22 protein-coding genes and 1 tRNA gene are annotated in these 22,801 nt (G+C 63.0%); 7 read left to right on the forward strand and 16 right to left on the reverse strand.

Going from position 1 to position 22,801, the window contains the following annotated elements; genetic code table 11:
• Positions 1 to 277: 277 nt before the first annotated feature.
• The 11 genes from E2L08_RS00820 to E2L08_RS00870 are packed head-to-tail and all read right to left on the reverse strand — an operon-like array spanning position 278 to position 9,744.
• Positions 278 to 2,572 (reverse strand): AAA family ATPase, encoded by a 2,295-nt coding sequence (locus tag E2L08_RS00820; RefSeq protein ID WP_133395146.1) that lies wholly within the window; start codon positions 2,570 to 2,572, stop codon positions 278 to 280.
• Positions 2,569 to 3,336 carry a hypothetical protein gene (locus tag E2L08_RS00825; protein ID WP_133395147.1) on the reverse strand — a complete coding sequence of 256 codons (768 nt, stop codon included), beginning with the start codon at positions 3,334 to 3,336 and terminating at the stop codon, positions 2,569 to 2,571. Before E2L08_RS00825 ends, E2L08_RS00820 begins: the two co-directional genes overlap by 4 nt.
• Entirely contained in the window at positions 3,336 to 3,764 is a 429-nt protein-coding gene (locus tag E2L08_RS00830) for a DUF6511 domain-containing protein (protein ID WP_133395148.1), read from the reverse strand. Before E2L08_RS00830 ends, E2L08_RS00825 begins: the two co-directional genes overlap by 1 nt.
• Positions 3,761 to 5,464, reverse strand: coding sequence for a DEAD/DEAH box helicase (locus tag E2L08_RS00835; protein ID WP_133395149.1), 1,704 nt, complete (start codon positions 5,462 to 5,464; stop codon positions 3,761 to 3,763). Before E2L08_RS00835 ends, E2L08_RS00830 begins: the two co-directional genes overlap by 4 nt.
• A gap of 14 nt (positions 5,465 to 5,478) precedes the next feature.
• A complete protein-coding gene (locus tag E2L08_RS00840; RefSeq protein WP_133395150.1) occupies positions 5,479 to 6,108 on the reverse strand; it encodes a hypothetical protein in 630 nt (209 codons plus the stop codon).
• Between the two features lie 19 nt (positions 6,109 to 6,127).
• The gene (locus tag E2L08_RS00845; RefSeq protein ID WP_133395151.1) at positions 6,128 to 7,006 is read right to left on the reverse strand and encodes an ATP-binding protein; all 879 of its coding nucleotides are present in this window, start codon (positions 7,004 to 7,006) and stop codon (positions 6,128 to 6,130) included.
• Positions 7,003 to 7,485 carry a hypothetical protein gene (locus E2L08_RS00850; RefSeq protein WP_133395152.1) on the reverse strand — a complete coding sequence of 161 codons (483 nt, stop codon included), beginning with the start codon at positions 7,483 to 7,485 and terminating at the stop codon, positions 7,003 to 7,005. Before E2L08_RS00850 ends, E2L08_RS00845 begins: the two co-directional genes overlap by 4 nt.
• Complete coding sequence (locus tag E2L08_RS00855) at positions 7,475 to 8,245, reverse strand: hypothetical protein (RefSeq protein ID WP_133395153.1); 771 nt, start codon at positions 8,243 to 8,245, stop codon at positions 7,475 to 7,477. The genes E2L08_RS00850 and E2L08_RS00855 overlap by 11 nt, the downstream gene beginning before the upstream one ends.
• Positions 8,242 to 8,730, reverse strand: a complete 489-nt coding sequence (locus E2L08_RS00860) for a hypothetical protein (protein WP_133395154.1) — start codon at positions 8,728 to 8,730, stop codon at positions 8,242 to 8,244. The genes E2L08_RS00855 and E2L08_RS00860 overlap by 4 nt, the downstream gene beginning before the upstream one ends.
• A gap of 44 nt (positions 8,731 to 8,774) precedes the next feature.
• Complete coding sequence (locus E2L08_RS00865; RefSeq protein ID WP_206076949.1) at positions 8,775 to 9,128, reverse strand: hypothetical protein; 354 nt, start codon at positions 9,126 to 9,128, stop codon at positions 8,775 to 8,777.
• Between the two features lie 22 nt (positions 9,129 to 9,150).
• Positions 9,151 to 9,744, reverse strand: coding sequence for a sigma factor (locus E2L08_RS00870; protein WP_133395155.1), 594 nt, complete (start codon positions 9,742 to 9,744; stop codon positions 9,151 to 9,153).
• Positions 9,745 to 10,105: 361 nt separating this feature from the next.
• Here E2L08_RS00870 and E2L08_RS00875 point away from each other — a divergent pair, with 361 nt between their 5' ends.
• A complete protein-coding gene (locus E2L08_RS00875) occupies positions 10,106 to 11,389 on the forward strand; it encodes a DUF4238 domain-containing protein (protein WP_168771011.1) in 1,284 nt (427 codons plus the stop codon).
• 8 nt (positions 11,390 to 11,397) lie between these two features.
• Here the strand turns inward: E2L08_RS00875 and E2L08_RS00880 are convergent, their stop codons facing one another.
• Positions 11,398 to 12,348 (reverse strand): winged helix-turn-helix domain-containing protein, encoded by a 951-nt coding sequence (locus tag E2L08_RS00880; RefSeq protein WP_133395157.1) that lies wholly within the window; start codon positions 12,346 to 12,348, stop codon positions 11,398 to 11,400.
• Positions 12,308 to 13,645 (reverse strand): hypothetical protein, encoded by a 1,338-nt coding sequence (locus E2L08_RS00885; RefSeq protein WP_133395158.1) that lies wholly within the window; start codon positions 13,643 to 13,645, stop codon positions 12,308 to 12,310. The genes E2L08_RS00880 and E2L08_RS00885 overlap by 41 nt, the downstream gene beginning before the upstream one ends.
• 242 nt (positions 13,646 to 13,887) lie before the next feature.
• On the opposite strand from E2L08_RS00885, the gene E2L08_RS00895 reads away from it, so the two are divergent.
• The 6 genes from E2L08_RS00895 to E2L08_RS00920 all read left to right on the forward strand — a co-directional run bounded on the left by E2L08_RS00895 (position 13,888) and on the right by E2L08_RS00920 (position 20,389).
• Positions 13,888 to 14,346, forward strand: a complete 459-nt coding sequence (locus E2L08_RS00895) for a DUF2924 domain-containing protein (protein ID WP_133395160.1) — start codon at positions 13,888 to 13,890, stop codon at positions 14,344 to 14,346.
• Entirely contained in the window at positions 14,343 to 15,668 is a 1,326-nt protein-coding gene (locus E2L08_RS00900; RefSeq protein ID WP_133395161.1) for a recombinase family protein, read from the forward strand. Before E2L08_RS00895 ends, E2L08_RS00900 begins: the two co-directional genes overlap by 4 nt.
• The gene (locus tag E2L08_RS00905; protein ID WP_133395162.1) at positions 15,665 to 16,066 is read left to right on the forward strand and encodes a hypothetical protein; all 402 of its coding nucleotides are present in this window, start codon (positions 15,665 to 15,667) and stop codon (positions 16,064 to 16,066) included. The genes E2L08_RS00900 and E2L08_RS00905 overlap by 4 nt, the downstream gene beginning before the upstream one ends.
• A gap of 129 nt (positions 16,067 to 16,195) precedes the next feature.
• Positions 16,196 to 17,917, forward strand: coding sequence for an AAA family ATPase (locus E2L08_RS00910; RefSeq protein WP_133395163.1), 1,722 nt, complete (start codon positions 16,196 to 16,198; stop codon positions 17,915 to 17,917).
• Positions 17,914 to 19,194, forward strand: a complete 1,281-nt coding sequence (locus E2L08_RS00915) for a hypothetical protein (RefSeq protein WP_133395164.1) — start codon at positions 17,914 to 17,916, stop codon at positions 19,192 to 19,194. Before E2L08_RS00910 ends, E2L08_RS00915 begins: the two co-directional genes overlap by 4 nt.
• A gap of 76 nt (positions 19,195 to 19,270) precedes the next feature.
• On the forward strand, positions 19,271 to 20,389 hold the full coding sequence (locus E2L08_RS00920; RefSeq protein ID WP_133395165.1) for a DNA methyltransferase: 1,119 nt from the start codon (positions 19,271 to 19,273) through the stop codon (positions 20,387 to 20,389).
• Here E2L08_RS00920 and tcmP read toward each other — a convergent pair.
• The 3 genes from tcmP to E2L08_RS00935 all read right to left on the reverse strand — a co-directional run bounded on the left by tcmP (position 20,378) and on the right by E2L08_RS00935 (position 22,792).
• Positions 20,378 to 21,553 carry a three-Cys-motif partner protein TcmP gene (tcmP, locus tag E2L08_RS00925; protein ID WP_133395166.1) on the reverse strand — a complete coding sequence of 392 codons (1,176 nt, stop codon included), beginning with the start codon at positions 21,551 to 21,553 and terminating at the stop codon, positions 20,378 to 20,380. The two genes, E2L08_RS00920 and tcmP, sit on opposite strands and share 12 nt — an antisense overlap.
• A complete protein-coding gene (locus tag E2L08_RS00930; protein WP_133395167.1) occupies positions 21,553 to 22,320 on the reverse strand; it encodes a DUF5131 family protein in 768 nt (255 codons plus the stop codon). Before E2L08_RS00930 ends, tcmP begins: the two co-directional genes overlap by 1 nt.
• 382 nt (positions 22,321 to 22,702) lie before the next feature.
• Positions 22,703 to 22,792 (reverse strand) — tRNA-Ser (locus tag E2L08_RS00935).
• Positions 22,793 to 22,801 lie beyond the last annotated feature (9 nt).

The raw sequence follows: 22,801 nt of genomic DNA on the forward strand, positions 1-22,801 counted from the left end.
ACCCTCCCGCGCTTGGCGGGGAGGTCACCTACCCCTTTAGGGGGGCGTTTTCCGGATTCTGAAATCTGCTCCAAGGCATTGATCCAAAACAGAACTTCCAGAATCCGGAGCAGAATTCGGAAAGGCCCTTCCGGATTCTGGAAAGCACCTTCCAAACCGCTGAGAACAAAGCGGAAAAGCCAGAATCCAGAATTCGCACGGGGAGCAGAATTTGCGGATTCTGGCCAGAATCCGGGGCTGCGGAGCCAGAATTCGCGGCGGGGAACGGCGTGAATTCTCATGCCTCGTCCTCCTCCTGATAGACCCAGACGGAGGGGTTCTCGACGGGCAGGACGGCCCCGGTCTGCGGGCATTTGTAGTGGCTGGGCAGCGCCGGGATCAGCTCCGGCGTGACCTCGCCCGTGTCGGGATCGACGGTCTCGCCGCCCGTGCCGAACAGCATTCCCTCGACGCAGAGATAGCCGTATTTGCTCCGCTCCGCGGCCAGGCCGATGCGCGTGGCGGCAGGGCCGCGGATGAACTTCACCTTGCCCTTGGTGGCGAGAACGCTGAGCCGGTCGTGGACGATGGTCCGCCCGCCGAGGCCGCCGGTATTCTCGAAGGCTTCGGAAAACTGGGCGAACGTATAGAGCTTGCCGCGCCGCGCCTCCTCGTAGAGCAGGCCGAGAATGACGTCGTTCTTGCGCATGCGCTCGGCGTCGTGCTTGGCGCCCACCTCGGCGCGCACGAGGCGCTCGTTCATCGGGTTGATCTCGACCCATTGGCCGCGCACCTTGTCGATCAGCTTCGTAGGCAGCGCCGGGCCGTTGCGCAGTTCGATCTCCAGCTTGCGCTCTGACGCGTCCTCGTCCGGGCGGTGCAGGATGAGGCCGGACGTGTAGAAGCCCCGCAGCGCGCTGGCGCCCGAAAGCGCGAGGAACGGATCCTCCTTCACCTGATGCTTGCTCAGCTTCTTGGTGTGGTGGATCAGGATGATCCCGCAGTCGGGGTTCACGTGGTCGCGAAGCACCTCGACCCGGTCCTTGAGGAAGAACATCATCGCGGCGTTGTCGTTCTCGCCACCGCCGTCAGGTCCGCCGTCGAACAGGTTGCGGATCGGGTCGATGCACAGGATGTCGACGGGCTCGGCCGGGAACGCCTGCTGGATCGCCTGCGCGACCAGCGGGCTGCCACCCTCATCGAGGAGCAGTTTCAGCTTCGGCGTGACAACAAGATTTTCGCGGGCGGCGGCCATCACCTCGGGCGGCAGGCCAATCTGCTGCATGCGCTCGCGCAGATAATGGTACTGGATCTCGGCCTGCAGATAGAACACGCGCAGCGGCCGTGGCGGCGTGAAGCCAAGGAACGGCACACCGGCAGCCATGTGCACGAGCCAGCTGATGACGAGATCGCTCTTGCCGACCTTGGGCGCGCCGCCGAGCACCAGCATGCCGCCCGGGGTGAGGACGCGCGGGCCGATTATGTCGTCGGGCATCGGCGTGCCGTCGTCCAGCAGCGCGCCCAAGGTGAAGATGGCGATCTCCCTCGCCGCAGGAGCGCCGTCGTTCCGAATGAGCGGCGGGCCGTTCCTCGCGATGTGCAGCGACCAGAGCCGCTCGTATTCGACCCAGAGACGGTCTTCCGGCCAGCTCGGCCGGATCATCGCCGCGTTGTATTCGCCGATCGCGCGCCAGGCTTCCTCCCGGCTCATCCGCCCCTCGTGCGCCATGCGGACATAGTGTCCGATGGCCATGCTAACGCCTTCGAACCGCGTCCAGGCGTCCTGGCCGCCCTCGCGGACCGGTGTGGTAAGGGCTGCGTCCACGCAGGGTTTCTCGCGCGGCTCGGCGGTCGCCATGCCGACGCCGGGCATGGGCGGCATCTCGCCCGCGCGCTCGAGCATGTCGGCCAGATCGAACTCGAGATCGCTGCCTTCACGGATCAGGACGAGCCGTTCCTGGCCGCCCTTGTGATAGACCGTGCCGGGGACGCGGATCGGCTGATGCGCCGAGCGGAAATGCAAGTCGCCGCCCACTTTCAGCGCGATCTCGCCGCGCAGCTGGCAGAGCCGGTCGAGATCAAGGCCCTCCGCGGGCTCGGTCAGCTTCCACCAGACATGGAGCTTCGTCGCCCCCTCCGGCGTCCGCCCGCCGCTCTCGACGATCAGGGTCGGCCTGCCGAGATGGAGGACGAGGTGATCGAGCTTGGCCGGGATGTCGCCCGCGTCCAGATCGACGACGACGCTCTGCATCTGCAGGACATCGGCGGCACGCGCCTGTCCGGTTTCCGCGACCGTACCGGGAATGACATAGACCGCCGCTCCCTCGCGCGCGCCCCAGGCGGCGAAGGTGGCGAGTTTGTCGGGCGCCGCGCCGTTCGCGTCGATCCAGATGTTGTGAGGCCGACCGTCCTTGCCCTGACCCTTGTCCACGAAGCCACGGACAGGGATCAGTCCCTCGGAATAGCCGAAGACCACGTCGACGAAGCGCGCGATCTGCGCGGGATCCGGTTCCACGGCGAAGGGATCGGGCAGCGGTGCCGCGTCGTTGAAATCCCGCCATGGATTGAAGTGGATGATCTTGTCGTCGCTCATGCTGCCAACCCCCAGCACCGTTCGGCATGGGCGCAGAACCGGCATTCGAAGAAGTCGCGGCTGGCGGCGATGCGGGGCAGCAGCTCGCCCGCGTCGGTGGCCTGCAGGATCCGCACCGCGCGGTCGGACATGCGCTGCGCGAGATCGGCATCGAAGGCGACCTGCTCGTGATGCAGTTCGGCCGTGTCCTTGTTGATCGCCGTGAACAGTGCCGGGGCCGAGGAAATGCCCGGCACCGAGGGCTCCATGTAGGCCTGATAAATCGCGATCTGTGCGGCATAGACGGGCTTGGAGACGGCGACCCCGTCCTTGACGCAGGCCCGCCAGTTCTTCGCGTTCATCGTCTTGCATTCCCAGAGCGCCGGGGTGCGAAGACCGAGCGCGGCCGGGGCGCCGGCGATGATCCCGTCGACATGGCCGCGGATGCGACCGCCCGCGACGGAAAAACCGAACTGCTCTCCATCAGGCCGGTTTCCCTTGCGGGTGTAGAGGTCGAGCCCCGCCGCCCGCAGCCAGCGGATCGCCAGATCCTCGAGCTGGTGACCGATCTCGAAGATCCGCAGAGTCTGCCCGCCGAAGTCCGAGCCCTCGTCCTTGGGCGCGCCTGCGAACTCGAACTGCAACGCGCGTTCGCAGGCATGTCCCAGACGGGACGCGCCGAGATAGGTCCGGGGCGGCGTGGCCTCCCGCTCGGCGATCAGCGCGGCGTCGACCAGCGCGTTGATCCGCTCGGTCATGGAGGGGCGCGGGTTGAAATCCAGCATCAGAAAGGGATCTCCGCCTCGGCGGCGATCTCCGCCATCTCGGCGCGGAACGCCTCGACGGTCAGGACGATCAGCCGGTGCATGTCGTTCTGGGTCAGCTGGCCCAGCGGGCGGTCCCAGCCGATCCGCTCCATCTCGGGCGCAAGCGCGCGCATCACGGCCGGCAGCGCCTGAGTTTCCTCTTCGGTGAAATCGACCATGCTCAGTCCTCTTTTCGCTTTGCGGGTGAAGGCCGCCTGGCAGCCCATGGAGCAGAACCAGCGGCGGTTGCGGGTTGGGCGCGGTCGGTGCGGATCGAACCAGCCGAAGCCGCGCGCGCGGGATGTGCAGACGGCGCAGAGCACCGGCCGCAGATGCCAGAGGCGATCACGGCCCGGTCGATCCGCAGCCGCTGCGGACGGGGGTGCGATTTGCGCGACATGGCTCACGCGGCCCTCCCGATGTCCGGGCTGGCGCGGCCCACAAGTTGGCGAATCTCGCGCTTGTTGAAGCCGAAGGTCATCAGAGCGGAGGCGCGGTACCGCGTCAGGCCGAAGTCATGGCGGCATTCGGGTGGCAGATACTGGAGCTGCTTCTCGGTGGCGGCCTGTGTCAGCCATCCCTTCGACTTGAATGCGCTCTCATCGGTCTCGTGGGTGTTCAGCCAGTCATCCGCCTGCGCCAGGCAGACCGGGCGTTCGCCCACCCCCAGCAAACGCGGCGTCTGGCCCTTGCCGCCGCCAACAGCGTGCCAGCGACCATCGAGGAAAAAGATGCCACCCCAGGCACTGAACCCGTTGGCCATCAGCGCCGCATCGTCGCCGAAGAGATCGACCCACGCGAAGCTGGACCGCTTCAGCAGGTCGATCTCGGTCATCATGAAGCCCGACAGCGGCGCGGCGGCCCCGCCTTCTCCCGCATCCAGATCCTCGCGCGGGAACGCCTCGCCGCAGAGCGGGCATTCGGTGGCGGCCAGCGGGATCTCCGCCTCGCAGGCAGGACAGGTCTTGGTCGGCGCCTCGCCGGTTTCGGTCTTGCCGTCCAGATCGACATCCTGTTCCAGCGTGCCGTGGAGCAGGCTCGAGGTGCCGAAATCCAGCACGACGCAGTCGGTCTTGACGATGCCGGGGTGTTCCTCGGGATCGACGGTGCGCAGGCCGCGCCCGACCATCTGGATCATCGTGGACTTGTAGGAACTGGGGCGCAGCAGCACGACGCAGGAGGTGGGCGGGTGGTCCCAGCCTTCGGTCAGCACCGCCACATTGACGACCACGCGGATGTCCCCCGCGGCATAGTCGGCGAGGATCGCCTTGCGGGTCTCGGCCGCCAGATCGCCGTGGATCAGCGCGGCGGAAACGCCCGCCGCCCTGAACGCCTCGGTGACGTGCTCGGCGTGCGCGACGGTGGAGCAGAACACCACGGTCTGCCGGTCGCCCGCCTTTTCCTTCCAGTGGCGGATCACCTCGTCGGTGACGGGGGCGCGGTCCATGATGCCCGCCACCTCCGCCATGTCGAAATCCGACATCGTCTTGCGGACCGAGCGGAGCTCGTCCTGCACACCCACGTCGATGACGAAGGTGCGCGGCGGCACCAGATGGCCCGAGGCGATCAGTTCGCCCAGCCGCACCTGATCGGCGACATTGTCGAAAACCTCGCGCAGGCCCTTCCTGTCGCCACGGTTCGGCGTCGCCGTGACCCCGAAGATGCGGGCGTCGGGATTGGCTTCGCGCACCCGGTCGATGATGCGGCGGTAGCTGTCGGCGACGGCATGGTGCGCCTCGTCGACAACCAGCAGGTCGAGGCGCGGCATGTCGGCCAGATTCGATGCCCGCGCCAGCGTCGGCACCATGGCGAAGGCGACCTGGCCGCCCCAGGATTTCTCCGTGGCGTCGATGACCGATGTGGCGACGCCCGGAACCACGCGCTGGAACTTGGCGCGGTTCTGCGCCGTCAGCTCGTCGCGATGCGCCAGCACGCAGGCCTTGGCCCCCGAATTCCTTGACATGCCGCCGATCATCTCGCCGGTGACCGCCGAGAGCATGATGGTCTTGCCCGCACCGGTGGGCGCCACGCCCAGCGTGTTGCCGCGGGAGGCGAGCGCAGCAACGCTGCGCTCGACGAAGGTCTTCTGGCGGGGGCGCAGGCGCATGGCCGATCTCCCCCTTACTGCGCCCAGCTCGGCCGACCGGCGAACCCGGGGGCGGACGCGGGCTGGCCGGGCTGATGTGCCGGTGCCGCAGGGGCGGTCTGCTGCGGGACATGCCCGGCTGCACCGTGTCCGCCGAACTGCAGCGGTGCCGTCCTCATGACCTGAGCATAGTCACGATGATCCGGCGTGACCGCGCTGCGGATCTCGTTCTTGTCGTCGCCGCTGGCGTCGGTGCCGATGTCGATGCGGGCGATGAACTCGATCCCGTCGAGATCGGCGAAGCCGTTGATCCGCCGCGCCGCCTGCGCCTCGGCCGACATGTCCTTGTCGGAAATCCCGCGGGCCGAGTTCAGCATTCCGCGCACGAGGCTGCGGCCCATGTTGGCCCAGTCGGGCCCCTTCGGGCTGTAGAGCCCGATCAGGGTGAAGATCTTGCGCCGGGCGTACTGCCCCTCGGTCACCGTGAACTCGCCGTTCAGATAGACCGCGCCGGTCGAGCCGCGCGTGGCATAGCCGCCGGTCCAGCCCTGCGAGGCATCGTCGAAACCGCCCGGGCGGATCGTCAGACGCACCTTGGCCAGCGTGCCCTTCGGGATCAGGTTGGTGTTGCTCTGCGCGTCGTTGAAATCGTTCCAGGAACCCATGGGGAACCTCCTTTTCTGATCAGGATTGCGGTTGGGATTGGGCGTCAGCCGCCGGATCGGCGGGTGGCGGGGTGTAGGTCAGGCGCTTGGACGCTGGCGCGACAGGGGCGCGGATCTTCGTCATCAGGCGGCCGAGATGAGGCTCCTCGACCTGATCCAGCCGACCGGAGCGGTCCTTGGCCGGAAAGCCCCAGGGGTTGATCGTGTGGCAGACGAAGGCGCGATAGGGATCGCCGTCGGCCTTCAACTCCGCCATGGTGATCACCTCATCGACGATCCCCGGCAGCTCCAACCCGGTCTTCGAGCCGTCGATCTGCGGCTGGAACACCTTGCGGTTGAAGTCGTCGAGCTTCTCGTCGAGGATTCCGACGAACCAGACGTTCTTCGCCCGCGTGTGCTGGAGATGCGTGAGCCAGCCGATCATTTCGCGGCCATGGAGCCCGTAGGCCCCGCGCACATCCGGCTTGCCGGTCTTCTCCGACAGCGCCTCGGGCTGGCCCTTGCACCAGCCGAAGCACAGCCGCCCCGCCACGGTGATCGAATCCACGAAGATCGTGTCGTAGCGGTCGAGCGCTGCCGGATCGCCGAAGCGGTCGCAGACTGCCCTGTAGTGCGCCGGGCTGTAGGGCTGCTCGTCGCGCAGCGCCGGGTTTGGTCCGCCGATGAACACCGCGAAATCCCGGCATTCCGTCCAGGTTCGCGGCCGGATGCTGTCGCCCGCCCAGCCCTCGATGGCGAGATCGCCCGCCTCGAGATCAATGAACAGGGTCGTCGATGCGTTCAGGGTCCAGAGCAGCGAGGTCTTCCCGATGCCGGATTTGCCGAAGATGCAGCCCTTGATCCCACGCGGCTCGGCCAGCCGCTGGTCGGCGCTGATGATCGGAAGGCCGCCGGTCATGCCAGCACCTCCTGACGCGCCTGCGCTGCATCCGGGTCGTTGCTGGTCACGGCCGCGAAGAGCGCATCGAGACGATCCGCCTCGTCGAGGCATTCCTTGCCCTTGCGGCGCATGAAACGCCGCGCGTCATCGAGCAGCTCGGGCTCGGCGATGAGGTGCGGGATGGCGACGTATTCCGCGGCGGACTCGACAAAGTAGGACTTCGAGCGCAGATCCTTCACCAGCGGCGCGAAGGACTCGCACACGTCCGCGAAATCGGCCTGGCCCACAGCATCGTCCTGCGTGCGCAGGATCCGCTTCACCTCGGTGATGATGCCGGTCCGCAGCATCCGCAGCGCACCTTCCTGCCGCGCCTGGCTGCAGGTCAGCGGGAAGGCATCCTCCATCATGTCATCGGCGATTTTCGGGGCGTTGTTGCCAAGCTGCGAGGCAACCTCCCAGACACGTTCGGCAAATGCCGCCGACTGGCTATCGAGCATCGAACCACTCCTTGATTGTCGTGAAAGCTGCAGACCCCTCGGCGATGGCCGTGGCATCGAGGTCGTGAAACGGGGTGTCCCTGGCCTCACGCATGCCCTTGCGGGCAAGGGCGAGGTTCTCGTCCGAGGCCCATTCGGCAAAGGCGCGGAACGTGCCGGTGACATGCCGCCACGCTGCCTGCTCGGGCGTCGGCGGGACGTAGAGGGGATTTCGCCGGCTGGCGGACCGCTGCGGGCGGAGCCCGCGCATTGCGGCGTCCACCACCATCTTGCGCAGGGCCGCGCGTGTCGGTTCCTCACCGCGTTCGAGGCGGTCATCGAGGGCGCGACGAACGACGCCGGGGTCAGCGGCTTCGGCGTCTCTGATCTGACGGGCCTCGTGGATCTCGTCGCGGCGCAAGCCGAGGTCGGCGGCGGTAGCAGGTGCGTTGTCATCTCCAACGCAGGTCCGCGAGCGCCCCATGACCTCGCCCCGCGCCTGCGCGGCATCGTATTCGTCGGCCAGCCGACGCTTGGCGCGGGCCTCGATCTCGAGCGCGTGGGCCTGCGCGCGATGCGCTGCCGCGACGAGATCGTCATGGGCGCTCTTGGCGCGCTGCAGCCGGGCGGCGCGTTTCGCCACGTCGTAGGCCAGCCCGGCGACCTCGCGCGCCTCGAGCACCTCGGCGGCGGTCTTCGCGCCTGAGAGCATGCTGGCCGCGCGGTCGATCAGGCTGGGCAGATCCTGAGATTGGGTCGATATCGGGGCGAGCGCCGTCATTGATCGCCCCCCTGCGGGACGATCTCGATCTTCAGCGTGCCGGGACGGACGGTGCGCGCGGGCTCGAAACCGGCACGGATCGCATCGGGCCAGGCGGCGTATTTGCGCTCGGGCACCTTGAACGCGATGTCGACATACTGCGCGGGATCGTCCCCGGCGGCGGTGATGCGCTCGACCATGGCGGCGAGGCGATCCTGATCCCAATCGACCCGTTTCGGCAGATCGGCGACCACGGTGAAATCGCCGTCGTCGAAGCGGATCGTGCCAGTATCCTTGCCCGCAGCCTGCCGCTCCTCGGCGGCGCGGGTGGCGTAGCGGACGGTCAGCGCACCATCGAGGCGGGCCTTCGCGGCCTTGGTCCGCGCCATGCGCTCGTCGATCTCGCGCTGCAGGATGGCCAACAACTCGACGGGCAACTGCGCGATGTCCTGCAGGCCGAGGCCCGGCAGGTCGTCGACGGTGGGGGTGTTCGCGGGGAACGGCATGTAAGGGTCTCCATGATCGGGAAAAATGGATTGGAAGGCGGTCATCACGCGGCCTCCTGCTCAGCCAGCAGGAGCGCGGACAGCGAGACGGCTGCGGCCTTCGGTTTGGGGCGGGCGACGGCGATGTAGGCGAACTGGTCGGGGCCCGTGCGCTCCTGCACCAGGTGCACGAGGCCCTGTTCGGCGGCCCAGAAGGCGCGCGACCCGAGCCGTGCCAGTTCCGCGCGCTGCTGATCCGGCAACCGGGCGAACATCGGGAAGATGTCGAGAACCAGAAAGCCGCGATGGTATTCGAGCCGGTCGCCCGGCACGGCCTGCGCCACCCAGGCGCAGAACTCGATCTCGGTGAGCGCTCGGCGGGCGCGGACCGTGATGAAGGGGGTGGTGCCCATGAACATGATCTCCTCCTTTCGCCTCTACTCAGGCCGCCGCGAGATCGTCCCAGGCGGGACCGAGACCGTGGGCGGTGAGGACGTGACGGAGATCGGCGAGGCGGCGGTAGAGCGCGGACCGGCTCCCGAAACCCTCGGCCGTGAGCGCGGTGACGGGTCGATGGGCCAGCGCCGCACAGAACCGGCGATCCTCGGCTGGGAGCCGCGCGAGCGCAGCCTGCAGGGCGTGGTGAAGTTCGGTAACAGCGGCGGCGCAGCAGGTCTGGCCGTGCCAAGCGGCAAGCCCGTCCTCCTCGGTCAGCGTGTCGCCGACCGGCTCGCGGGTTCCGCCCAGCGGCACCTCGAGCGAGAGCAGCGAGCCACCCTGCGCACGGCGCTGGCGGTGATGGCGCATCGCGATCCGCGAGGACTGGTTGCGCAGCACGATGTTGGCGAAGGCACCAATGCTGCCGCGCGCGGGATCGTACGAGGGCAAGCGGCGCAGAAGATCGACCAGGAGGTCCTGGCCCAGATCCTCGCGCTCGCAGACCGGCATGCTCAGCTTGCGCCGCAGCCGTTGCGCCGCCGCATCGGCCTCACGGATGATGGTTTCAATGTCGTCGGGGGAGAGTTCGATCTGCATCGCTGTGCGCCTCGGTCATCGTTTCTGATGAGCCCAAGGTGCCGGATGCGGTCGGCGCGCAGGTGGGAACGGGGTGGGAACAAGGTGGGGTTTTGGTGGGCGGGTCCATTGGCAAGGACTGGCCAAACCGACCAAAATCAATCTATTTGCTCAGAAACCGGCTCAAACCACAGTAGAAAAATACTATCGACGGCGGTTCTCTCAAATGTTTGGCGGGACATCGACTTCGTTGGCCCGATCCGGAGATTTGCGGGCATCCGAGTCAGAGAACGGACACTCTTGCTTCGCGCAGCGATCATCTGCAGGCGGCTGGCATGGTAGAGATAGTGCCTATGGGGAATTCAGATATGAGGCGGTCAACATGAAAGCACCCGGCGGCGAGCAACCCACTGCTGGCGCTCTGCCTTTCGAGCCCCGTCGCCCTCCAATGTGCAGTTCCGAGATCGTGAAGCGGTTCCCGGGCGCCACCGAGGTGCAGGTCGACGCACTCGGCACGATCTGGGACGAAGTCGTTCACTGCATCATCAACGAAATGCTGGAACTGTCATCCGATGACGCGGAGCCTCTACACATCAACATTCGTGAGGATATGGCGTTGGAACTTGCTCAGCTGCTGCTGTGGCTGAGCGAGCGCGTCATCGAAAAACGTACCGAAGGTCGCGAGCTCTCGGATATCGATCCGGTGGCGGAGCGAAATGCCTGTCTTGGACTTGAAGGAGCCAAGACCATCACCGGCACTGCGCACCTCGTCTACGAGCGAATTTGGAAGCGCAAGATGGACGAGCGTTGGAAGCCGAAATCGGCCAAGGCGATCGAGCGCGAGAAAAACCCGCGCGCAGCGACCTTGGCTGTAAAGCCGGTCGGCAAGAACCACTTCATCCCGCGCTGGTTCATCCGTGATCTCTGGGCAATGGACGGCAAGGTGCTGCGTTGGCGCCACTCCGAGGCAGGATGGATGTCGGCGCCGCGCGGTTTTGGAGAGTGGGGTTATGGCAAGAACCTCTATAGTGATTGGCTAGAGGCCTATTTTTCGCTCCTCGAAGGGGATGCGAAGCGGCCCATCGAGATGCTACTCGACACTCAACCGCTCAATGGGCCGCAGCGCGAATCCTTTGTTGGATTCCTGATCGTCCAAATGCTCAGAAATCCCTCTTTCATCGAGGCCGTACAGCAGGGGATTGCCCCGGTAATCGCTCGCGAAGGATATGCCGATGATCCGACAATGGCCGTAAAGGCATTCGAGTCGATGTTCCGCAATAACGCCTTCTACGATCAAATTTCCCGACCGGTGATGTGGAGCCGTTGGGCGATCGTGAAGTCCACGACACCGCTATTCGTTCTGCCTGACACGTTTGGAGCGCGAGCTGATGCGGGCGACGGGTTGCGCATGATTGTGCCGCTGACGCCTAATGCCTGTTTCGTAACACTGCCCGATCGCGAGGAGAAGAAGCGCGTGGTTCCGCATCATCTTCAAATCGACGAGACTCTCGGACGACGGATCACGGCAACCCTGATCCAATCGGCGCGCAAGGAATTCATTTCACATCAGAAGTTTGTGCCCGACGAGACGCCCGCACTGACATTCGACGCACTAATCGATGAGATCTCGCAAGCAGTCGCATCCAAGGACGATGATGAGCCATGATTTCCGGTTCAACCCTCGACCACGATCTCTTTTGCAGGAATTCCGAGCCGGTATCCCCGGTTGCGCACGGTCACGATCAGGGACTTGCTCTCGGCATCGGTGAAGCCGGCAGCCTTGAACGCGTCGCGCAACTCGCGGATCAGATCCTTGGCCTCGCGCGCCGTCGTGCCTTCGACATGGGATCCGGTGGCGACCTGATCGCGAGACAGCGCCTTTTCCAGCAGACGCTCGAACACGGGGAAAATTTGACGCGATAGAATGACGGAGCGACCGCCCCACTGAACCTCGGCCGTCGTTCTCCGAACGCGCAGCACTTCCGCCAGCGGGATTGGCGCCAATGCCGCGACGTCGATTGCGGCGCCGAGGCCATCCGAAGCAGGCATCAGCACCGCGAGGGTTTCGACCAGATGAAAGCCCGCATCCTGGTGACGCCGCGCAGCCTCCGCTGGCAACTGCGGCGCGAGGATCGTGACGTCCGCGCCCTGCGCCGCCTGGCGCAACGATGCGATGATGCCGTCGCCGGACATGGCTGCCGGCTCCAGCGAAAGAAACACTGCGCGCCCCGACGGCGTATCGCCGAGCCGCCAGACCTTCCCCGCGGCGCGTTTCGGGGCTGCAGCGAACCCTGCTGCGGCGCAGATCACGGATGCCAGCCCATCAGCGCCGATGCGGAACACGCGCACATCATCTTCGGTGAGTTCGATGTCCTGTCGATGATCGAGCGGGCACTCGGCCCGAAATGCATCGCCGGCTTTCCGGATCGGCCGACAGGGGAGCCCGCATTCGCAGGCATCACAGACGTCCCAATCGGCAAGCGGCGCCTGTTCGACGAGGACACGTTTCGCCAGCAGCCGGTCGAAGACCGGACCGAAGAACGGCGCGGCAAGCTCGCCGGGCAGGATCGCGTCGTCGCCAGCCTCACTCAGCCGCGTCAACAACCTCAAAATCGTCTCGGTCATTCATCAGCCCGTTCCGTTCGATCAGCTTCATCACCCGCGCCTCGTGCTGGGTGCGCCGGAACTGCACGACGCCCGGGGGCCGCAGCTTGACCGTGACCTGCGGCTGGCGCTTGCCGTCGCCCTTGAACAGGATCCGGAACACGAGCTCGCCCAGCCTCCAGGCACCGCCGAACGAGACCGGTGTGCTGCCGAAATGCTGGAGCGCGTCACCGCCGAGATCCCGCGACCGCAGCGTGCGCACCACGCGGGGATACCCCTTCTTGCCGGGCGCCATCAGGTCGGCCGCCGCCTCGATGATCAGCACCTTGTCGATCAGCGGATCGTAGGCGGCATCGAAGGTAAAGCCCGGTCCGGCCAGTTCGACCGGGCGCAGGGTATAGAGGTCCTGCGCATCGTCGCCGTCGAAGAAGCCGGGCCTTTCGAGGATGATCGAGGCGAAGAGTTCCGCGATCTCGGGCTTATGCGCCTTCCGGATGCGGGCCAGTCGCAGCATGCCGGTGTTCTCGGAGTATCGCAGCACGGCGTGGGAAATCTGGCGCACGCTGATGACCCGTTCGACCTGGCCCTCGACGACCGGCATGGTCGAAACCATGGAGCCGTGGCTGACCACGAGGTTGATCTCGTCATCGTCGTCGTAGTCGCCCACCCGGCAGTAGTCCCCGAGAAAGGCGTCACGGAAGAGCGCGGCAACGGCCGTCCGGAACGCCTCGACCTTCTCCGCCGTCAGATCGATCGCGACGCCACGTTCCCGCCCGGCATATTCATGGAGGCGGTCGGCGGTGAGCATGGCCATGTGATCGGCGGCCGCGTCGAACAGATCGGGATGCTCCAGAAACACCCGGACGGCGATGTGCTTGGGATCATGCGCCTTGTTCGGCGCGTCCTCGTCGCCGGTCTTCATATCGGGGAACAGATCGACGCCCTGACGGGCGGCCTGCCCCTGGATGATCTCGAGGCCGCGGGCGTCGCCCAGTTCCGCGATGCGGTGCAGATCGCTGCGCAGCCCCTCGGGATAGCTGTCCTGGGCGCCGGTCAGCAGTTTCTCCAGTGCCTCGCGGGCGGCATCCTCCTCCTGGTTCAGCAGATCGACGGAGAAGCCCTTGTATTTGCCCTCGTGCCGCGCCAGCAGCGGCTTCATCAGGGCGAGATCGACGGTCTTGATGAACCGGGGGTTCACGAACTTCTTCAAATTGCCGCCCACGACGAATCCCCCTTTCCTGCAAAACCAGTGTTCTTGATACGTTCCTTCGCGTGATTCATCAACCTGCGCGGGATCGGCTGGGACGATTTCCGACATCGACGAGTAGAGGCCAGAGGAGACGACCGCTCCGAGGCCCGCATGAAACGCCCCAATCCCCTCCCGCCCGACCAGATGACGCCCGCAGAGCGCCGCGCCGATCTGTGCGGCCTGCTGGCGCTCGGGCTGGTTCGGTTGCGGATGCGGGAGGTGGGCGAAGTATCTGACGAGATTGGAGAACGTTGCCTACACTATCCGCCCGACCAATGCCGTCATGCAACTCCAACTCACCGGAGAAATGCATGAACAAGCCCGATCCCATCCCCGCGCGCCTGGCCGCGCTCAAGACCACGCCGACGCCCGACCTGAAGAAACAGTGGCGCGACCTGTTCGACAGCGAGCCGCCGCCGTTCAACCGGCGATACCTCGAGTCCCGCCTGGCATACCGCATCCAAGAACTGGCCTATGGCGGGCTGAAGGCCGAAACGGTCCGGCGGCTGGAACGGCTGGGCGAGGAACTCGACGGCGGCGACCGCGCGAAGCGCGGCATCCGCGCCGACCGAGACCGCCCGATCACGGGCACGCGGCTGCTGCGGGAATGGCAGGGCGTCGAACAGATCGTCACCGTCACTGCCGAAGGGTTCGAATGGCAGGGGCGGCCCTACAAGTCGCTGTCGGCCATCGCCCGCGCCGTCACCGGCACGCGCTGGAACGGGTGGACGTTCTTCGGCCTCAAAAATCACCGAGGTCGCAGAGCATGACGAACCCCATCGAAAAATCGAAGGTCGTCCGCAAGCTGCGCTGCGCGATCTACACCCGGAAGTCCTCCGAGGAAGGGCTCGAGCAGGAGTTCAACTCGCTCCACGCCCAACGCGAGGCTTGCGAGGCATTCATTGCTAGCCAGCGCTCCGAGGGCTGGGTGCTGGTCCGCGATCAGTATGACGACGGCGGCATCTCGGGCGGCACGCTGGAACGGCCCGGCCTGAAGCGGCTCTTAGAGGATATCGAGGACGGGCTGGTCGACGTGGTCGTGGTCTACAAGATCGACCGCCTCAGCCGCTCGCTGGCCGATTTCGCCAAGCTGGTCGAGGTGTTCGACCGGAACGGCGTGACGTTCGTCTCGGTGACGCAGTCGTTCAACACCACCACGTCGATGGGGCGGCTGACGCTGAACATCCTGCTCAGCTTCGCCCAGTTCGAACGCGAGGTTACGGCTGAACGCATCCGGGACAAGGTCGCCGCCAGTCGGAAGAAGGGCATGTGGATGGGCGGGGTGCCGCCCTACGGCTATCGGGTCGAGAGCCGGAAGCTGGTCGTCGACGATGAATCCGCTGCGCATGTGCGCTGGATCTTCGCCCGCTTCCTCGAGATCGGGTCGTGCACCGAACTGGCGCGGGAGGTCGGCACGCGCGGCATCCGGACGCCGCGCGGGAACAGGATCGACAAGAAATACATGTATCGGATGCTCTCGAACCGCGCCTACATCGGCGAAGCGGTGCATAAGGGCGACAGCTATCCCGGCGAACACGACGCGATCATCGACCGCGAGATTTGGGACCGTGTCCATGCGATCCTGCAAGAGAGCCCCCGGAAGCGCGCCGCACGCACCCGCGCCGACACGCCCGCGCTGTTGAAGGGGCTGCTGTTCGGGCCCGATGGCGCCGCGTTCTCACCGACGCATACTCGGAAGGGGGATCGTCTCTACCGCTACTATGTCAGTCAGACCGTGCTGAAGCATGGTGCTGGTTCGTGTCCGGTCGGCCGCGTGCCTGCGGGCGAGATCGAGGGCGCCGTCATAGACCAACTCCGCGCCGTGTTCCGCCAGCCGGAGATTGTTGCGGGGACCTGGAAGGCGGCGCGCACCCACGCCGAAGACATCTCCGAGGCCGACGCACGCGCGGCCTTGCAGCAGCTCGACCCGCTCTGGGACGAACTCTTCCCCGCCGAGCAGGCGCGCATCGTAGCGCTGCTGGTCGAACGCGTGGACATCGGCATGGACGGGTTGAACGTCCAGCTCCGCATGGACGGTCTCGGCGGCCTTGCGCGCGAGATACTGACCGGCAGCATCGGAGAAGCGGCGTGACGCGCGCTACGCCGATCCCCGAGACGGTGACCCTCCACGTTCCGTTCCGCATCGTGAAACGCGGCGGGCGGAAGGAGATGCAACTGCCCGAGGGCGCCACGCAACCGCGGCGAACCGACAACACGCTGGTCAAGGCGCTGGCGCGCGCCTTCCGCTGGAAACGCATGCTGGAGTCAGGCGAGTTCGCCACCATCGCCGAACTGGCCGACCGAGAGGGGATCGCCGCACCGTACCTGACCCGTGTCCTGCGCCTGACGCTGCTCGCCCCGGACATCGTCGAGACGATCCTCGACGGCCAACAGGGACCGCGCACCACACTTGAAGCACTTCGGGAACCGTTCCCCGCAGACTGGCAGCTGCAGGATACATTCCGGAACACCCAACCGGTGTCGATGTAAGAGCTATCGCCACGGGTTCATGATCCAGGTTGCTCGAACAGAATCAATCTTCTACCCTGATCTCGACGGTGCCATATCCTGCGACATCAGGCGTGGCCTGCATCAAGAGCAATCCCGGTCAGACTGTCCATGCCATTTTTTACAGCCGCCCACGTATCCCTCGCGCTCGAACATCTGCCGTCTCGAACACACCCTTCACTGGTGAGTTTCTTGGGCATGGTTAAGGCTGATGTCCCGATTTCCGCGACCCCATCAAAGGCATTTGGTAGCGCACAAGAAACCGACCTGATGCGCCAATACTTTCACCCGGTGGGCGGACCGACAGAGCGACCGTGGTATGTGCCATTTGGCGCACCAAAAGAGGGGTCAACGAATTGGAAGCCGAAGGCCTACGCGGGAACGAGCTTGCAGCGTATGCGTACTGGCAAGTCCTTCATCTATGTGCAGGGCAGTGGTGCTAGTAGCGACTTGTGGTCTTTTCATCCGGATTTTCTAACCGTTCTAGCCAATCGCGGAGCGGAGGTGGTGGGAACCGTACCGATTTCAATCCACAATCTTGCCGCATGGTTTTATCGGGCGAATGATGTTCCCTCTCATGCGGACGCGATTGCTGAGTTCGTCAGTGAGTTTGAACTCAACAAATATGGATTGATTGGAGGCATTTTCGACGACACTCCCGATCCGGCACTTGACGCCTTGCCGCTCGATGCGAACCCCATAAGCGACGCTAACCTTTTCTCACTACTTCAACCTCCTCCTTCGATACCAACAACGGCTACTTCAGCAGTCGCTAACGTGACGCAACCTTCAGCGAACGTTGCATCGGACATCGAGGATGCCTCGGAATATACCTGGGAAGTAGAGGCCGAGGAAATTCGGATCGCGCTCGGAGAGCTGAGGGGGATGGAAGAAGCAGCATTCCGCGCTATGGCCGCATTACGCGCCGGAATGCACGTCATCTTCACTGGCCCACCCGGCACAGGAAAGACACAACTGGCTCGTCGACTCTGCAAAGCCACGGGAATTCCTGTCACGATGGTAGCGGCAACCGACCAGTGGACAACCGTCGACACAATCGGCGGCTACTTCCCGTCCTTAACATCTTTGGGTCAGCTAGATTTTCTGCCAGGTTTTGTTGTAAACGCGATGTCAGCACAACGTGCATTAATTATCGACGAGATCAATCGCGCAGACATTGACAAAGCATTCGGCGAACTTTTCACATTGTTAAGTGGGAATGATGTCGATCTGCCGTACCTTGTGAAGTCCCAAAACGCCAATGGGGACTCTGTGAGCCGCCGCATTCGCCTAGCGTCGGAAAGCTCCCCAGGGGATGATCTGACCGAAATTATTCGGCTTCCGTCTTGGTGGAGACTCATCGGGTCGATGAACGACGCAGACAAAGCGAGCCTCAAACGGCTCAGTTATGCATTTGTCCGGCGGTTTGCGTTTATTCCAATCGAGATTCCGGCTGTCTCTATTTACAATGACTTGCTCGACTCAGGCGCCGGTAGTGGGGCGGATGGCTTAGCAGCTACACGTCCTGACTTCCTCGCCGCACTCAAAAGCCTCTTCGCGGAACCTACTGGGCTAGCATCGATCGACATGGCCATGGGCTACGCAATCCCAGAGGCAATTATGCGGCAAGCTCGTAGTGAAATATCCCTCGATGCAGGCCGATCAACAGCTTCTCTGTTGGCATCTACTCTCGATTTGTATGTTGCGCCTCAGTTTCAAGGCCGTGCAGACAAGCACGAAAATTTTCTTGCTCTTGTAAGCAAACACGTTGGAGAAGATGATTTGAAGGCGTTTGCAGGCCGCCTCGCAGTTTGGACTGGTTTTGTTGAGTGATTGCTCGCGAAGAATGGCACAGCTTCGTGACAGATCCTGCGAGAGCGGGACGTCATCTTTCAAATATAGGAAAATCTGTTGGCCATTCTTCTGCTACGCCCGTAGAGCCTTCTGTTCTAGCAGAGTTTCTTGAACGTCTGTCAAATAGTGACGCTAGCGTAGAGCTCATCGCCAGTATTGTGGACCTGACCTCGAGCGATTACATCGACTTCTGCACACGACAGCTTCCGCCTTTGTTGGACTCCCTGGCTAACGAAAAGGTCGGCGAAACGGCCGTTGTTGGGCCTATGCTCAGGGGAAACACCCGCTGGGACCTAACTGCAATTGGCAGAACGTCGGGTCGGCTCTTGCCGACACAATTTGTCACAAGACTGCCGCAGCGGAGCTTTGCGCTTCCAGAGAACGCGCTTGTCCGTTGGTTGGTCGATGACCTCACGCGGACAGTCAAACTGGTCGAGTCCTCTATTGGCTCAAAGGCCCTGTTGCCACAGCTTTCGATCATTCGTGAGGGCTGCGAAGAGGCATTGCGCCATCAGTGGTTTAGAGAGGTGCCACCGCCACGTTGGCTGGATTCGCCGATGCGACTGGCCGCGCAGAGACAACGGTTACCGGCATACCGGCTCGCATCTGTGCTCGCGACACGACGGCAGCGGTACTCACAAAAAGATCGCACAAGTCGCTGGCGCCACATTCTCGAGCTCTTGGCAGTCAACTGGCTTGCCCCGGTCAGTGATGATGATCTTTTTGAACTATTTGCATTGGTCATGGTTCTTGATCTCCTAGAGCATGAGCTCGGGTTAGGCGCACCCACTCAGTATGGCCTTGCTGCTCCAGGTCGCGACCACATCGCACTTTTCACAGCGGGAGCTGGAAGCATCCGAGTGTACTTCGACCAGTCCCCGGTATCAGTGCTCGGTTGCAAGTCGTATCAACTCAAAATACTTGACGCACACGATGGTGTTCGTGGCGTTGGACGTCGGCCAGACGTCATGTTGGTTCATGACAGCCCGGCTGGTCGACGCGTGATCTTCGTCGAGGTTAAGAAAACTGCAGATGGATCATACATTAGTGACAGTGTTTATAAGGCGTTGGGCTACATTTCTGATTTTCGCGATCTTTGGGGGGCTGAAACCATGAACCCGAAGATTGTGGTGCTCTTCCCGGAAGGAATCGCGCCGAGAGTGCAATCCAGTATCGGAAACCAAGAGGTGGTTCTGGCATCGGCGTTTGATCGGACAAGTCTTGTGTCTTCCCTCCGAGCCAGCCTTGGGCTGTAAGCTACGTCGGCAATCTTGATCACCATTGACTACCAATGGCTATCTGTGACAAGAGTTGGGCGTGGAGCCGGCCAACTTGGAGTATCAAATGCTTGAGCGTTTTTTCACACTGCAGGAGCTTGAAGAGACGCTTAAGCTATCTCTTTCGACTTTGCGTCGGGCGATCAGAACGGGAGAGTTGCAGCATGTAAGACTCGGAAAAAAAGGTCAAATTAGAGTGTCTGAGGCTTCAGTGCATGCTTTTCTGGCCAAATCGAAGCCTACGGACAACAGCGAAGGACATTGTCTGTCGTCGGTCGGCCCTGAAGTCCCAAGCACTTCCGGTTCGGACATGCAAAGCCTGACAGGGCACGTCGGCAGCAATCAGAGTTATAAGATCCTGAACGCCGACGTTTTAGAGGGCCTTCGGTCCCTTCCATCTGATCTCGTACACACGGCGGTAACATCACCGGCATATTTTTGGCAGCGGGACTATGAGTGCGAAGGACAAATCGGGCATGAGGCAACAATCGACGAATATGTTAGCGCACTAGTTGAGCCATTCAGAGAGCTCAGGCGAGTCCTCAGGCCGGACGGAGTGTTCTTCTTAAATATTGGCGACGCCTATTATAATGCGAAGGGTAAGCCGCATGGCCGAGACAAAAAGAACTCGGGCAGGCAGCTTGCTCGAGAGAAATTACGCGCGGTTGATGGTCCCGGCCTAGGCCTACCGAGAAAATCACTCATTGGTCTTCCTTGGCGCGTGGCCACCGCTATGCAGTCAACAGGTTGGACACTTCGAAGCGCTGTGATTTGGGAGCGTCCTGGAAGTCTTGGCGAGCCGACCGCCCACGACAGGCCCCACCGTACCTACGAGAATGTCTTTATCTTTTCCAAGGGGCCAAAGTACTATTTTAACAGGGAGGCGCTTGATGGAGAGGAGGATATCTGGCGGATAGCTGCCCGCCCAGAGAACCCACATAGCCATTGCGCGCCATTTCCTACTGAACTGGTCGACCGATGTCTCGCTTGTGGCTGCCCGGAAGAGGGGGTGGTGTTGGACCCCTTCTTGGGTTCTGGCACGACGGCAATCTCTGCGCTTCGTTCCGGTAGGAGTGCAATCGGTATTGAACTTAACCCAAAATACTGCGCAGAGGCGGAGCAACGTATCCTAGCAGAATTTTCGAGGTCTGAGGTGGCAAGCTCAGCTGCATGATCGGGGTGAACCCGATTCAAAGTTGGCACTAGGAAGCCAGAGCTTTGTCTCGGGGCTCGGGGTTCTCTTGCCATTCGCAAGGTTGAACCGCAGCAACCCGGCCTTTCTGTTTGCCGCCGCGATCTTGTTCAGATGCGTGGTCCGAACGGGGACCTGCTCCATAACCTCGCCGGCAAGCGTGCTGAATGCAATCCCAGGTCTGTCGGCAACAATGCTAAGCACCAGTTCGGTGGCCCAGCCCATGTGGGCAGAACAGCCGACCCCATCACGATCAGTCTCGAAAGCGATGATCTGATCATCCGGAAAGAGCTGCGACTGGCCGCTCTCCTCGGTCTGGATAGCGTGGCGCGTGCGAACCGCCTCCCTTTCCACCTTTTCCTGAACTCTTCGGAACACCTCCACGCCGAAACTACTGTGCGTGCCGAGGATCAAGCGCATCTTAATCCGGTCCTCACGAGGCTTCCGGATGGCCATGTCCGTCAGATACGTCGCGACCCGTGCCTCCTTCATCCTGGCTTTCAAGAGATGCAGGATTTTCGCTTCGTTGGCCCCCTCGGGCAGCGCCTCGAACGCAGCCTTCCAGGCGGGGTCCGCTAGGAAGCGACCGACCGATTGCGCCACACCATCCCAACCTGCGTGTCGGTTCACTTCTTCGGCCATGAAATTGAACAGGAACTCTCCGTTGAGACTCCGGAGAAAATCGAAGATCTTGCCGGACTCAACATTCCAGCCGGTCGGATCGATAAAAGTAAAAGTGAAGCCATCGCAGCAGGCGGAGCGGATGTCATCGAGATTGTCCTCGAAAGCACCAGAGAACACCCGAATATCGAATTCGGGCTTCTGGGCGGCAAACTGTTGGAGCTTGGCGACCGAAGCCGGGTTTCGCTCGCAGAACCGGAAACGAACCTTTAGCCCCGGGCGCCCCATATCTAGTAGCGACCGGCGGACAGCATCCAGCGTTTCTATCGCCTGAGAAAACGAAGCGTCTGAGTATTTGTCCGTGTCCGAGACCCGCCACGGACCCGCAAATGCATCCACGAAATTGAAGACCGGCGATCTGCCCTGGAACAGCTTGTACGCCGCTGATTCAAGGTACTTGTTGAGAAACAGGTGCTTGATGAACGACTGTTCACGCCCCTGATAGTTTTCGATCCGAGGTGGCATCAAGCATCCTCGGGTTGCAGGGCACGGATGATGGGTTCGGGAACAATCTTCCACGGAAAGCCATTCCACTCTTCACCATCGAGCAGACGCCCGCCCGACTTCGGTCGCGCACCGCCCCATTGCTTGAAGAAGAACGCCACATCGTCACGGTCGCAGATGTCACGAAGCTGGCGGGCCCAGCTTTCATCCATGGGTCGTGCCCGAGGCCCGCTCTCCCCCCCGACGATGGCCCACGCTACGCCGTGCAGATCAACATCCCCGATCGGTCCGAGCAGCGGCTCGAACGAGATGAAGCGTGCGTCGGAATTGATCTGCTTCAGGTGCTCGATCCGACTCGTGTGCGCGGCGTCCTCGACCGAAACGCCGAGCCAGATGTGGAGAGGGACCGGCCCTCCATCATACCGCTCCCGGACGTAGTTGCGCATGAGCGAGCTGCGTTTGGTCAGCACCTGGTAGACGTGCCAATCCGCCTGCTCCATGGCATCGAACACCGCGTCGATGAATGTTCGGTCGATGTCCTTGTGGAAGAGATCGCTCATCGAGTTGACGAAGATCATCCGCGGCTTCTTCCAGAGCACGGGCTGCTTCAGCCTTGAGGGCCAGAGTGTCAGGTCGAAGCCCTGCTCGTAGGGGTGTCCGGCAATTCCACGCCAGCGCTCTGCGAACCGCTCTGCATAGCAGTTGTCACAACCAGGACCGACCTTGGTGCAGCCCGTCACCGGGTTCCACGTCGCGTCCGTCCATTCGATGTCTGACTTCTGGGCCAACTGCTCGCCTCACCGCTTTTTTCGCGATGCTAACACGCGGCTGACTCAGCACAAAGCACGAACGGCCGCTGTGGCGAGTGGTCGCCAGCTGCAGCTGAACTGCGGCGCAGCGGACAGCGTTCGATCTCTGTTCCATCCGCCATCCAGATGGATTTACCAATTCGCTTGCGTCACGGATTTCAAAAGATCACTTGAAAGCAAAGACTTGAGGCTATTCACCGGAAACGCGGCGGTTAACAGGTCCGGAGAATATCGGCCCCGAGAGACAGCTTCGGGGCCTCCTAGCAGCGGGGCCGGTTAACAGCCCCTCCCGCATAACCCTCGAAAACAACGGAAAAATCCGGCCGCAGCCGGATCGGGAGAACGCTTTCGCGGGGGCAAGTGGCGGAGCGAGAGGGATTCGAACCCTCGAGACGGTTTCCCGCCTACACACTTTCCAGGCGTGCGCCTTCGACCACTCGGCCACCGCTCCGTCGGGTGG

It is taken from the genome of Palleronia sediminis (assembly GCF_004358695.1).
Taxonomy (GTDB): domain Bacteria; phylum Pseudomonadota; class Alphaproteobacteria; order Rhodobacterales; family Rhodobacteraceae; genus Palleronia; species Palleronia sediminis.